Origin of the sequence: Arcobacter defluvii, assembly GCF_013201725.1 — a bacterium.
Lineage (GTDB): Bacteria > Campylobacterota > Campylobacteria > Campylobacterales > Arcobacteraceae > Aliarcobacter > Aliarcobacter defluvii.
The window spans coordinates 2492261-2506270 of the sequence record NZ_CP053835.1 but is presented as its reverse complement, the minus strand read 5'-3'; the positions used below and the strand labels follow the sequence as shown (position 1 = coordinate 2506270).

At 26.1% G+C, this 14010-nt stretch carries 11 protein-coding genes; 8 read left to right on the top strand and 3 right to left on the bottom strand.

Annotated elements, in window-relative coordinates:
* Nucleotides 1-13 precede the first annotated feature (13 nt).
* The 7 genes from flhA to ADFLV_RS12445 are packed head-to-tail and all read left to right on the top strand — an operon-like array spanning nt 14 to nt 7948.
* A complete protein-coding gene (flhA, locus tag ADFLV_RS12475) occupies nt 14-2125 on the top strand; it encodes a flagellar biosynthesis protein FlhA (protein WP_014475075.1) in 2112 nt (703 codons plus the stop codon).
* A 2-nt stretch (nt 2126-2127) separates the two neighbouring features.
* Complete coding sequence (locus tag ADFLV_RS12470) at nt 2128-3582, top strand: BatD family protein (RefSeq protein ID WP_129011673.1); 1455 nt, start codon at nt 2128-2130, stop codon at nt 3580-3582.
* A gap of 8 nt (nt 3583-3590) precedes the next feature.
* On the top strand, nt 3591-4298 hold the full coding sequence (locus tag ADFLV_RS12465; protein ID WP_129011674.1) for an efflux RND transporter periplasmic adaptor subunit: 708 nt from the start codon (nt 3591-3593) through the stop codon (nt 4296-4298).
* Nucleotides 4285-5991 (top strand): molybdopterin-dependent oxidoreductase, encoded by a 1707-nt coding sequence (locus ADFLV_RS12460; RefSeq protein WP_129011675.1) that lies wholly within the window; start codon nt 4285-4287, stop codon nt 5989-5991. Before ADFLV_RS12465 ends, ADFLV_RS12460 begins: the two co-directional genes overlap by 14 nt.
* Nucleotides 5978-7159 (top strand): MFS transporter, encoded by a 1182-nt coding sequence (locus ADFLV_RS12455; RefSeq protein ID WP_041654896.1) that lies wholly within the window; start codon nt 5978-5980, stop codon nt 7157-7159. Before ADFLV_RS12460 ends, ADFLV_RS12455 begins: the two co-directional genes overlap by 14 nt.
* A complete protein-coding gene (locus ADFLV_RS12450; protein WP_041654893.1) occupies nt 7150-7374 on the top strand; it encodes a hypothetical protein in 225 nt (74 codons plus the stop codon). The genes ADFLV_RS12455 and ADFLV_RS12450 overlap by 10 nt, the downstream gene beginning before the upstream one ends.
* Before the next feature lie 10 nt (nt 7375-7384).
* On the top strand, nt 7385-7948 hold the full coding sequence (locus ADFLV_RS12445; protein ID WP_129011676.1) for a flavin reductase family protein: 564 nt from the start codon (nt 7385-7387) through the stop codon (nt 7946-7948).
* A 33-nt stretch (nt 7949-7981) separates the two neighbouring features.
* Here the strand turns inward: ADFLV_RS12445 and mscL are convergent, their stop codons facing one another.
* On the bottom strand, nt 7982-8413 hold the full coding sequence (gene mscL / locus ADFLV_RS12440) for a large conductance mechanosensitive channel protein MscL (protein WP_129011677.1): 432 nt from the start codon (nt 8411-8413) through the stop codon (nt 7982-7984).
* A gap of 195 nt (nt 8414-8608) precedes the next feature.
* On the opposite strand from mscL, the gene ADFLV_RS12435 reads away from it, so the two are divergent.
* Nucleotides 8609-11524: a methyl-accepting chemotaxis protein gene (locus tag ADFLV_RS12435; RefSeq protein WP_129011678.1), complete on the top strand. Its 2916-nt coding sequence runs from the start codon at nt 8609-8611 to the stop codon at nt 11522-11524.
* Between the two features lie 12 nt (nt 11525-11536).
* Here ADFLV_RS12435 and ADFLV_RS12430 read toward each other — a convergent pair whose 3' ends face one another.
* Entirely contained in the window at nt 11537-12373 is an 837-nt protein-coding gene (locus ADFLV_RS12430; protein WP_129011679.1) for a DUF5718 family protein, read from the bottom strand.
* Between the two features lie 135 nt (nt 12374-12508).
* Complete coding sequence (locus tag ADFLV_RS12425) at nt 12509-14002, bottom strand: fumarate hydratase (RefSeq protein WP_014475066.1); 1494 nt, start codon at nt 14000-14002, stop codon at nt 12509-12511.
* Nucleotides 14003-14010 lie beyond the last annotated feature (8 nt).

The window sequence follows — 14010 nt, the reverse complement described above, 5'->3', positions numbered from 1 at the left end:
TATAAATTAGTATATGAATATAAAAAATTTATTTTCGAAAGATTTAATTGTAGTTGCGCTTTTTGTCTCTATACTTGCAATTATAATTGTTCCATTACCAAAAGCAGTCTTAGACTTCTTTTTGGTAATATCTTTATCCTTATCTTTATTGATTTTATTAATTTCTTTGTATATTCAAAAACCATCAGATTTAACAACATTCCCAACGCTTATTTTAGTTTTAGCATTATTTAGATTATCATTAAATATTGCAACAACAAGATCCATTTTAAGTGAAGGTCATAATGGACCAGATGCTGTAAGTTCAATAATATCTGCTTTTGGCGAGTTTGTTGTTGGCGGAAATATGGTTATTGGAGTAATAGTTTTTATTATTCTTGTATTAATTAATTTTATGGTTGTAACAAAAGGTGCAACAAGAGTTGCAGAAGTAACAGCAAGATTTACGCTTGACTCAATGCCTGGTAAACAAATGGCAATTGATGCTGATTTAAATGCTGGATTTATTGATGATAAACAAGCACAAGAACGAAGAAAATCTCTAATATCAGAAGCAAATTTTTATGGAGCAATGGATGGATCTTCAAAGTTCGTAAAAGGTGATGCTGTTGCAGGTATTATAATAACTATGGTAAATCTAGTTGGAGGTCTTTTAATAGGACTTTTTCAACATGATATGACAGTTGCACAATCAGGAGAAATTTATACAATTTTGACAATTGGTGATGGATTAGTAGCTCAAATTCCAGCACTTATTTTATCAACTGCAACTGCTATTATTATTACTCGTTCAAATATGGATGAAGATAAATTTGCTAGTCAGTCAGTTAATCAATTAATTAAAGATAGTAAATCATTAATTTTGGTTGGTGCTGGAATGGTTTTATTTGGTTTTGTTCCTGGTTTCCCAACTGGTATTTTAATGGTAATGGGATTATTAATGATGTTTATAGGATATGTAATAAGCATGATTGAAAAAGAACAAGATAATGCAATAACAAGATTCTTTAAAACACAACCTCTTAAACCTAAAATTGATGAAAATGTATCTTCTTTAAAAGAAAAGAAAAAAAGTATGGCAGTTCCTGATGAAAATCAAACAATTGAAAACATTATGAAACTTGAAGTTTTAGAGTTAAAACTTGGAATTAGACTTTTGCAATTAGTTCAAGGAAATTCTGAATTATTAGATAAAATAAAAGCTATTAGAAAAACAATTGCTAGTGAATTAGGTTTTGTTATCCCTCAAATAAGAATTTCTGATGATGCAAATCTTGGACCAAATGAATATCAATTGTACTTAAAAAGAATCCCATTAGCAAAAGGAAGAATAGAAGTAGATAAATATCTTGCTATGGGTGGTTTAAGTAATGAAAAATTAAGTGGTTTACATGTGAAAGAACCTGTATTTAATCTTGATGCAACGTGGATAAATCCTGATTTAAAAGAAGAAGCATTGATGAAAGGTTTTACAGTTGTTGATGCTCCAACAATCATTTCAACGCATATTTCTGAGATTATTAAAAGACATGCTGAAGATATTATAACAAGACAAGATATTGTTGATATTGTAGATAGATTGAAAAAAGATTTCCCAATAGTTATTGATGAAGCGATGAAAGTTACTTCTTATGGAGCATTATTGAAAGTTTGTAAAGATTTATTACATGAGAAAATACCAATCGTTGATATGCTTACAATAATCGAAGCAATTGCAGATATAGCAGAGTTTACCAAAGCGCCTGAAATATTACTTGAGCATGTACGTGCTAAACTTTATAGATTAATCACTCAGAAATTTAAAGATACGGATAATATTTTACATATTATTACTATTAAACCAGAACTTGAACAACAGTTTATTGGAAAACTTCAAGAACATCATGGAGTTTCACAATTAATGCTTTCAATTGCTGAAATTAATAATTTAGTTACAAAAACAAAACAACTTTTAGATAATGTAGAAGCAAAAGGTTTCTCAAAAATTTGTATGGTTGTGGATCCAGTATTAAGAAAAAGAATTTCTGAAATTTATGAAAAATTTGGCCTTCAAGTTTCAGTTTTATCTCATGCTGAACTAGACTCTAAAGCAAATTTTGCAATAGAGGGAACTTTAGAGTTTTAAAAATGAAATTAGTTAAAATTTTTATTTTCTTTCAATTTTTTATCATAACTCTTTTTGCAGATGTAAATTTATATATTAAAGATAAAGTAGTAAAAGGTGAGCCTTTAGTTTTTACTCTTGAAATTTCTGGAAATGAAATAAAATTTCCTGATTTGTCATTGATTGAAGGAAATAGTGTTCAAGAAATTTCAAGTTCTATTTCAACAAATGTAATAAATTCTGAAATTACAAAAGTTATAAAAAAGAGTTATTCTTTTATTCCAACAAAAGATTTTATTTTTCCTTCATTAGAGTTTGAAATAGATGGAAAAAAATATCATACAGATGAAAAAAATATTATTCTTGAAAAAGCTTCAAAAACAAAATCTGATATTTTTGATTTAAGTATAAAAACTGATAAAAAAGAGTTTTATGTAGGAGAAAATTTTATACTTAAAATAGTTTTCAAACATAAAAAAGATTTACAAATAGTTGGATTAGCATTAGGAAAACCAAATTTTGAGAATTTTTGGTATAAACAAATAGATGATACAAAAAGATATGAAGAGAATGATTTTAGTGTTATAGAATTAAAGTTTTTAATGACACCTTTAAAAGAGGGTAATTTAACTATAAATCCTATGTTACTACAAGCTCAGGTTATGGATGATAGTTTTAGAAGCTTTTTTTCAACAACAAAAGATGTAAATATTTATTCAAATGAATTGAATTTTGATGTAAAAGCTTTACCTTCAAATATAAAACTTGTTGGTGATTTTGAAATTGAAACAACTATAGATAAACAAAAAGTAAAACATGGTGAAGCAATATCTTATAAACTTAAAATTAAAGGAACTGGAAATATTGATGATATTCCTGATATAAAACTTCCAATAAAAGATGTAACAATTTATGAAAATAAACCTGAAATAAAAACATATATATCAAATGATAAATATGAAGGAACTTATGAAAAAGTTTATTCAATTATTCCAAATAAATCATTTACAATACCTAGTATAAATTTTGAATTTTTTGATAAAGAACAACAAAAAGTTATCTCTAAAACAACAAAAAGTTATGATATAGAAGTTGAAGATGCTGAAAAAAGGGAAGAAGTTGTTTTAGAAAAAGCAAAAGATGAAAATAAAGTTTTAGAGTCTAAAGAGATAATTGTTGAAAAAATATCTTTTAAAGATAGGGTAATGTTTTTTATTTTTGGAGTGCTTTTTACAGTTTTAGTTTTTTCTATATATTTTTATATAAATAGATATAAAAATATAAAAAAAGAAGAACTTAAACCTTTAAGTAAAAAAGTAAAAGAAACAAAAACAAAAACTGAATTAATTAAAATTTTGGCAGTTTATATGAAAATAGATTCAAGATTAGATGAGTTAATTTATCAACTTGAAAAAGTAGAAGATGTTAATATAATAAAAAAACATATTCTAAAAATCTTAAAAGAATTAAAATTATAAGGAAAAAGATGAGAGTATTTTTATTTGTAGTTATTATGATTACATCAACTTTCGCGAATGAATATTATGCAAAAATTGAACCAATAGAGAGTTATCAAGTAAAAGCTGCTACATCTGGAAAAGTGATATTCTCAAATTCTAAGATAGAAGGCTTACAAGCAAATAATACAACAATTATAGAGTTAGATTCAAATGTTGATAAAGTAGAGTTAGAACAATCAAAAAATAAATTGAAATTTATTAATGAAATGATAAAAATAGAACAAAATAATTATGATAGATTGAATCAAGTTAGTTCAAAATCAGCTTTTGAAAAAGATACTCAAAAGTTAAAAGTAATAAATCTTGAAACATCAAAAGCTGATATGATTATTAAAATAGAGAGTTTGAAAGATACTATTTCAAATAAAAAATTGGTTGAGAAATCAAATTATATTTTCAATGTAGCAGTAAAAGAGGGAGATTATGTAACTTTAGGAACACTGCTTTATGAATCAAAAGATTTATCAAAAGGTAAATTAGAAATTTTTGTTCCTATTTTAGAAATTGAAGATTTAAAAAATAAAGATATATATTTAGATGGAATAAAAAGTGATATAAAAATATCAAAAATTTATGATGTGGCAGATAGTACAAATATTTCAGCTTATAAAGTTGAGTTGGTTGTATCAAATGTTCAAAATTTTTCAAGGTTGGTAAAAATTGAATTCAAATAATAAAGTAGCTTGTCCTTTAGATTGTTATGATGCATGTCAAGGACAAATAATTGAAGATAAAATAAAAGGTTCAAAAGAACATAAAACTACAAATGGAAAACTCTGTGTTAATTTTGCAAATTTGTTAAAAGAAAAAACTTTAGAAAAAGCTATTTATGAAAATAGTGAAATTTCTTTGGAAGAGTCTTTAAATATTTTAGTTGATAAATTAAAACAAACAACTCCAGCTAAAACACTATTTTACAAAGGAAGTGGAAATATTGGAGTTATGCAAAGTGTAACTAAAAATTTTTTTACTTTATATGGCTCAACTTTAACAAAAGGAAGTTTATGTGATGGTGGAGGTGGTGCTGGAATTGAAGCAGGGCGTACAAATGTTATAAATCCTCCTTTAGAAAAACTTATTAATGCTGATGTAATAGTTGTTTGGGGAAGAAATTTTAGTGTTACTTCATCTCATATGTATAATTTAGTTAAAGATAAAATTTTTGTAACCATTGACCCAGTTTGTACAGAAATTGCAAAAAAATCTAAAATTCATATGCAAATAAACCCAAAAACAGACTATGAATTAGCATTACTCTTAACTAGATTTGCATATATGCAAGATTTGGAAGATAAAGAGTTTATTGAAGAATTTACAAATAATGCTGATGAATTTTTTGATATTTCAAGGGGAAGACCAGTTGTATCTTATGAAGCAACAACAGGAGTTCCTCTTTCACAAGTGAATGATTTTTTTGATTTAATAGAAAATAAAAGTGTAGCAATAATGTTAGGACTTGGTGTTCAAAAATATTTTGAAGGAGCTCAAATCACAAGATGTATTGATTCTTTTGCTGCTTATATGGGATATCATAAAAAAGAAGCAGGTGGAGTTTGGTATTTGAGTGATTCTGCTTTTGGATATAAAAAACCTTTTGAAATGAAAGGAAACAATAAAAAAGTTTCAATTCCTAAAGTCGATTTTAGCTCTTTTGATTTAGTATTTATTCAAGGAGCAAATCCAGTTGTTTCTCATCCTAATACAAAAAAAGTGATAGAGGGTTTAAAGAACAGTTTTGTAGTATATTTTGGAACAACTTTAAATGATACTTGTGAATATGCAAATTTGATTATTCCTTCAACTTCATTTTTAAGCAAAAGAGATGTTAGATTATCTTATGGTCATGAATTAAAATCAATTTCCCAAATCGTAAAAGAGAAAACTCAAGATAGTTTGAGTGAATATGAACTAACAAACTTTTTATTAGAAAAATTTAATTTTGAAAAACTTCAAAGTGAAGATGAAATAATCTCTTATTTTGAAAATCATAAACCAAAATTAGAAGAGTTTGAAACATTTGAATTTTTAGACGAATTAGATATTGAACCACTTTATAAAGAAAAGACGCAAAATAACTTTTATTTTATAACTGCAAAAAATAAAAATTCATTAAATTCTCAATTTGCTAAAGATGATTTTGTTTATTTAAATTCTTCTACAAAGTTTAAAAATGGTGATATTGTAAATATCTCTTCAAAATATGGAAATGCAAAATTTGAAGTAAAAATAGATGATGATATAAAAGAAAATTGTGCATTCTTTTTTGCAGGAAATAAAAATGCAAACTATTTAACACCTGCAAATGAAGATGAAAGTTCATTTTCTGCAATGTATCAAGAGGTCTTAGTAGAAATTGAATTATCGTAAATTATTTCGTGAACATAAGATAATAAGAGATTTATCTTTAGTTCAATTTATAGCATATTTTGGTGCTTGGTTTTCAAATGTAGCAATTTATACAATGCTTGTTGATTTTGGTTCAACTGAAATGGCAATTTCAGTTGTAACAGCTATGCATTTTATTCCTGCAATATTAATTGCTCCACTTTCAGGGGCAATTATAGATAGAGTAAAAATCAAACCTTTAATGATTTTTTTATTGTCAACAGAGTTATTGATGACAATTTTATTTTTAACCATTGATAATAAAGAACAAATTTGGTTTTTGATGATTTTGATATTTATTAGAATGAGTGCAGCTTCTATGTTTTTTTCAACTGAAATGTCACTTTTAGCAAAACTTTTAAATGGAAAACCACTTCAAATGGCAAATGAAATTCACTCTATTATTTGGTCATTTACTTATGCTGTTGGTATGGCTGTTAGTGGATTTGTTGTAAACTCTTTTGGACATAAAACAGCTTTTATTATAGATGCTGTAATTTTTGCAATTGCTTTATTTGTTTTTATTAGAATTGATTTTGTTGTAAAAGCTAGTCAAACAACAGATAAAATATTTCAACTAATAAAAGATGGATTTATTTACATAAAAAATCATAAATTGATACTTCATCTAATATTTTTACATTCAAGTGTTGGACTTACATCTTTTGATGCACTAATAACTATTTTGGCAAAAAATGAGTATAAATATATTATTTCTGTTCCACTTGCTATTGGACTTTCAAATGCAGTAAGAGCAGTTGCTCTTATGTTTGGACCTATGTTTATCTCAAAATATGTTACAAAAGAGAACTTACACTATTTATTAGTTTTTCAAGGATTATCGATAATTTTATGGAGTTTAACACAAAGTAGTTTTTATATTTCATTAATCTCTTTATTTATTGTTGGGCTTAGTACAACGACTTTATGGTCATTTACTTATGCTTTATTACAAAATAATTGTGATGAAAAATATATAGGACGTGTGATTTCATATAATGATATGTTTTTTATGCTTTCATGTGTAGTTACTACTTTATTTATTGGATTAATGGCAAGTTTAATTTCAACTGATATAATTACTATACTTTTAGGAATTGGTTTTTTAGCCTTTGCTTTTTATTACACAAGGATTTTAAAATGGATATAAATGAAAAAATTTTACTACTAGCAATTTTGAAAAAAGAGTCAAATGAATCTTTGAATGATGTAGTTTTAAAATTAGAAAATACAGGATTATTCACTTTAAAAGAGGGTAAAAAATTATTGAAAAAACTAAAAACTGAAGAGTTTGTTAGTGATTCATTTTTGACTTTAAAAGGTGAGTTAATAGCAAAAAATGTAGAACAAGAATTTAAAATATAAAAGGGAAAAAATGATTTTAGATTATAAAAATATTGATGACTTAAATAGATATAAAATAATGTCAGGAACAGTAATTCCAAGACCTATTGCTTGGATTGTTACAGAAGATGAAGGTGTATTAAATGCCGCACCATTTTCATATTTTATTCCTATTTCTTCAAATCCTGCTTTATTGATTGTATCAATTGGAAAAAAAGATGATGGAACTCCAAAAGATTCCCTTGCAAATATTTTAAAAACAAAAAAAGCAACTATTTGTTTTGTAAATAAAGATAATGTTGATAAAGTTCAAAAATGTGCAACACCACTTGGAAAAGAAGTAAGCGAAATCAAAGAGTTTGAAATTGATGTTAAAAATGTGATGGAAGATTTTCCTCCAATGATTGCCTCTTCACAAAGTGCACTGTTTTGTGAATATTATGATACTTATAAAATCCCAGGAGATACTACACCTGTTGTTTTAGAATTAAAATATCAATTCATTGAAGATGATAGAATTAATGAAAGAAATCATATAAATGTAGAAAACATTGGAAGATGTGGAGTGACATTTAAGGCTTTAGTAGATTTATAATTAAAAGGCTTTTGCCTTTTAATTTCTAGTTTTTTATACTGCTGTATTTCCACAGTGTCCGCATTTTTTTGCAGCAACTGGAATTTCCATTGCACATTCACTACAAACTTTAGTCGTAGGTGCTGGTTTTACTTCTTCTTTTTTTAATTTATTATATGATTTTATAAACATAAACATCACAAAACCTAAAATAACAAAAGAAATTGTATCATTTAAAAACAGACCAAATTTTATTGCAGGAGCTCCAGCTTTTTCTAAATCTGCAAGTGTCGCATATGAATTTCCATCTAAAGAGATAAATAGTTGAGAAAAATCAACTCTTCCTAATAATAATCCAATTGGAGGCATAATCACATTTGTAACAAGTGATTTTATTAATGTAGCAAATGCAGCTCCAAAAATAAAACCAACTGCCATATCAACTACATTTCCTTTTATAAGAAAATCTCTAAATTCTTTTAGCATGGTATTCCTTTTTGTTTTTTCGAATTATATAAAAAAGAACTTTGTAAATAATAAAATCAAAATTAATATGATTTTTTTATAAAAAATAATTTCAAAATAACGTGAATATTACAGCTTGGTTACAAGAAATAATCATATAAACTCTTATTTAAATAAGAAAGAATATATTACATAAAACATTATTCTGGAGTAAAAATGAATAACTTAAAGCTGAAAAATAAGATATTTTTGATATTGGTTTTACCCTTAATTGCAATATTTATTTTATCTTCGATTTTGATTTTTGGAAAAATTGAAAAAGAAAATAGTATGACAAGAACTTCAAGTTATGTAAATTTTACAGTGAAGTTATCAGCCTTACTGACAAATCTTCAAAAGGAGAGAGAATTATCAATTTTATATCTAAATAGTTATGGAAAAATTAATAAAAATGAATTAGAAGTTCAAATAAAAAATAGTGATATAAATTTAAAAATTTTAAATGATTTTATAGAAAATTTTAAACTTATAAAAGATGATAATAATTTATTAGAAAAAATTGATTTATATAAAAAAGATATAAAAAATATAAATGAGATTAGGAAAAAAGCTTTAGATTTAAAAATTGATACAAAAGATTTGTTAACTTATTATAATAAAAATTGTTCAAATTTAATATCATTTTTCGATGATTTATTGATGTATTCAAATAGTAAAGAATTATCAAAAAGTTCACAAGCTTATGTCTCTTTAATAAATGTAATAGAAAAAGCATATAGTGAAAAAAATATTGTAAAAAATATTTTTGAAAGAAGCTATATCTCAAATAGTGAATATAAAGATTTTATATCTTTAGTTGCTTCTGAAAACTCATATTTAGAAGTATTTACAAAAAATTTATCAAGACAACAAAGTGAATTTTATAAAAAAGAGATAGAAACAAATAGTTTTAAAGAAGTTGATAATTTTAGAAAGATTATAAGTTTAAAAATAGAGAAAGAAACTTTAATATCTTCAATAAAAGAAGGCTTTGGTTATGGAGGTTTAATACATTTTTATAAAGATTATATGATAAATCAAGAAGAAAACTATCTAAATAAAATTCAAAAAAGTCATACAAAAATTTTAAGAGCTATAAAAGATTATAAAAGATTAGAAGTAAATAAGGAAGAGGGTGATTTACTAAATATTATACAATCTGCGATTGATACATATATGTCAAAAGCTTATGATAATAATGAATTAAATGAAACAAAAGAAATAGATTTAAAAACATTAAAAGCAATAGAGACTTTATCAAAAAATATTTATGGTTCAGACAGTTTAAAATGGGAAGAAGCATCTTCTAAAAGATTAGAATCTTTAGAAAAAATAAAAGATAAAATTGTAGAAGATATTATTTATGATATTAATACAAATGTTTCAAATTTGGATAATCAAGTGATTTTATTTGTCTCTTTTTTAATTCTAATTATTATCATTTTGTTTGTTGTAATTACTTTTATGACTAATAAAATCTCAAAATCGATTAATAAATTCCAAGATAATTTAGATGAATTTTTCTCTTATTCAATGAGAGAAAAAGATGAAATTGTTTTAAATGAGATAAAAGGAAAAGATGAGTTTGCTTTAATGACTCAAAATATGAATATTCAAATTGAAAAGATTGAAAAAATCATAGAAAATGATAAAAAAGTTGTTCTTGAAATAACTGATATTATAGAAAAAGTTAATAATGGTTTCTTTGAATATTCAATAAAAACAAAAGCTTCAACAAAAGAATTGGAGTCTTTAGTTGAAATAATAAATAAAATGTTAGATAGAACTAAACTAAAAATTAGTAGTTTAAATCTTTTATTAAATAGTTATAGCAATGGAGATTATAAATTTAGACTTGATGAAGTTCATACAAAAGGAATGTATGGTGATTTCGGAACATTATGCTCTTCAACTATTCTTTTAGGACAATCTTCATCTGAACTTATTGCTATGATTACAAATGCTGGAATTAATTTAGAAAAAAATACAAAAATTTTGACAAATTCTTCAAATGAATTAGCAATCTCATCAACTGAACAAGCAAGTTCTTTAGAACAAAGTTCTGCAGCACTTGAAGAAATAACAGCAAATATAAAAAACAATAATGAAAATATGAATAAAATGTCTCAAATTGCAGATGAATTAAATGAAGCTTCAAGTATTGGAAGTAAAGCTGCAAAAGAGACTTCTTTATCAATGGATGAAATAAATGAAAAAGTAAAAGCTATAAATGAAGCTATAACAGTTATTGATCAAATAGCATTTCAAACAAACATTCTATCTTTAAATGCTGCTGTTGAAGCTGCAACTGCTGGAGAAGCTGGAAAAGGGTTTGCTGTTGTTGCAGCTGAGGTAAGAAACTTAGCAAGCAGAAGTGCAGATGCTGCAAGAGAGATAAAAAACTTAGTTGAAAGTGCAAGTTTAAAATCAAATGAGGGAAAAGTTATAGCTGATGATATGATAAAAGGTTATGAAAATCTTACATCAAAAATTTCTCAAACAAAAGAGATTATAGATAATGTTACACAATTTAGTAAAGAACAAGAAAGAGGTATTATTCAAATAAATGACACCATTTCAAGATTAGATACTGCAACACAAAAAAATGTTACAACAGCATCTAATATAGATATTTTATCAAATGAAGTTTCAAAACTTTCAAGTAGATTGTTAGAAATTACATCTCAATCTAAAATTGATGAGAAATATTATGATATGGTAGAAAATATAACTTTGATAAAAGAGTTTTCTAAATATAAAAATGACCATATAAATTTGAAAAAAAGATATTATAAAATTTTAGATAAATTTGAGAATTGTGAAGTGGTTGATCCTAAAACTTCAAATATGGGAAAATGGATAAGTTTTTGTGAAGTAGAAAATAAAGCATTTATTAAATCAAATGAATGGAAAACTTTAAAACAAAATCATGAGGATGTTTATAAAAAAATCCAACAATATGTAAATGAAAATGCTAAAAAAACACAGAATCAGCTTCTAAGAAAAACAGCCAGTGAAATCGAAGAGGTTACTGTAAAAGTTTTTGATAGTTTAAATGATATTTTGTATGTGGAATCAAAAAATAAAAGATAGAAAATCTATCTTTTATTGAACTATTTGATGAAGTTTTGAACATTGACCTAAATAAGTATCCATTCCACACATATCATTCATAATATCATTAAAACTATGTGCGTGTGCATTGTAAACATAAACAAATATTTCATCACCTTTTTTTAAAAAATTATGTTTTCCAAATTCTGTATATGCCGTAGCTCCTGCCGCAATTAGCATACCTTTTGCTTCTTTTGCATTTTTCATAAATTGAGTCAATTCTTCAAGTGGACCACAATCTTCTTGTGTATTTAGTTTTTCAATCATCCAATCTTTTAGTTGAGTGAAAAAATAACTATATGATTTAACAGCACTTGTTGTTCCATAATCATAAACAATTCCATCTCTTTTAATAAATGAAGAGATATGATATTTACTCAAAATTCCTTTTTCTGTAAAATTATCAATTGCTATAATATCTTGAGAAATACCTTTTGTATTTGTTCCCCAATTTTTTTTAGTGCTTAGTTTATTTCCATCTTGTATTCTTATTGAACAGTCATTAAAAGCACTAAAATATTTTGGAATAATGTCAATTACTTTATCATTTCCATATACAAAATCACATATTAAAGCTACTTCTGCTTCAACTTGTAAATTATCATTTTCTCTTCCATGAGTTAAAATTATTTCATCACAAATTGGATAATTCCCTAAAAAGCTATTATGTCCTTTGATATAAAAAGGGAATATTCCTTTTGGTGCATCTTTTTCTTTAGTCTCAATTACAGAAAATTCATCGGCTTCTCCCGCTTCACCTAAGTGATTTGCAAAGTTACCTGCAACTGCAAAGCCTAAATAGTCTTTTAAATCTTCTAATAAATTCATATTATTTCCTATAATATTTTCTTTGGTTGGAACAATAGCATAAAAATTGTCTTGAAAAAGTCAAAAAAGAAATATAGTTTAGTAGCCTAAGGATTATTTTAGGAAAGTGTTACAAAAGGCAAAGCCTTTTGTAAATTAGATAGTTCTCCATTTAGCTGGACCTGTTGTATGAATAGAATTTCCTTCTGTATCAACAGCAACAGTAACTGGCATATCTTCAACTTCAAATTCATAAATTGCTTCCATACCAAGTTCTTCAAATGCTAAAGTTTTTGCACCTTTGATTGATTGAGAAATTAAGTAAGCTGCTCCACCAGTTGCAATTAAATAAATAGATTTGTATTCTTTAATTAAATCAATTGTTGGTTGTTTTCTTTCAGCTTTACCAATCATACCCATGATACCGATTTCCATCATATCTTTAGTAAATTTATCCATTCTTGTAGATGTTGTTGGTCCTGCAGGTCCTACTACTTCATCTCTAACTGGATCAACTGGTCCTACATAATAGATGAATCTGTCTTTTAAGTCAACACCATTTGGAAGTGGTTTTCCCGCATTTTTGTACTCAACGATTTTTTTATGAGCAGCATCACGTGCAGTTAAAATTTTTCCAGATAATAATAAAGTATCACCTGATTTAAATTGAGATAATTTTTCTTTTGTTAAATCAGCAATGTTAACTCTTTTAATAGTATCCATTGGAAGTTTAATATCTGGCCATAAATCTAATGAAGGTTTTTTGAATACAGCTGGTCCATCACCTTTTAATTTAAAGTGAATATGTCTTGTTGCTGCACAGTTTGGAATCATAGCTACTGGTAATGAAGCAGCATGACAAGGATAATCTAAGATTTTAACATCTAAAACAGTTGTTAATCCTCCTAAACCTTGTGCACCAATTCCAACTTTATTAATATCTTCATAAAGTTTTAATCTTAATTCTTCTAAAGCATTTTGAGGACCTCTTGCTTGAAGTTCATGAATATCAACATGATCCATTAAAGACTCTTTAGCTAAAAGCATTGCTTTTTCTGGATTTCCACCAATCCCGATTCCTAAGATTCCTGGAGGACACCATCCAGCTCCCATTTGTCTAACATTATCCATAACCCAGTCGTAAACTGAATCAGATGGATTTAATACAGTAAATTTAGATTTGTTTTCAGAACCTCCACCTTTAGCTGCAACTGTAATATCTAATTCATCAGAATTATCAACAGTAACATGAATAACTGCTGGAGTATTGTTTTTTGTATTTGTTCTTTTCCCTGCTGGATCTGCAACAACTGAATATCTTAAAGTGTTATCAGGATCTGTATAACCTTTTGCAACACCTTCATTTAATAAATCAACTAATTCTTTTTTAATATCTAAGTTGGCTTTTAATCCAACTCTTACAAAAATATTAACACTTCCTGTATCTTGACAAAGCGGTCTATGACCCATTGCACACATTTTAGAGTTAATTAAAATTTGTCCGATTGCATTTTTAGCTGATTCAGATTGTTCTTTTTCATACGCTTCAACCATTCCTTTTACGAAATCTTCTGGATGGTAAAACGAAATGTATTGACAGGCAGAAGCAACTGAGTCGATAATATCTTGTTCTGTAATTTTTTTGCTCATTTTTTTCC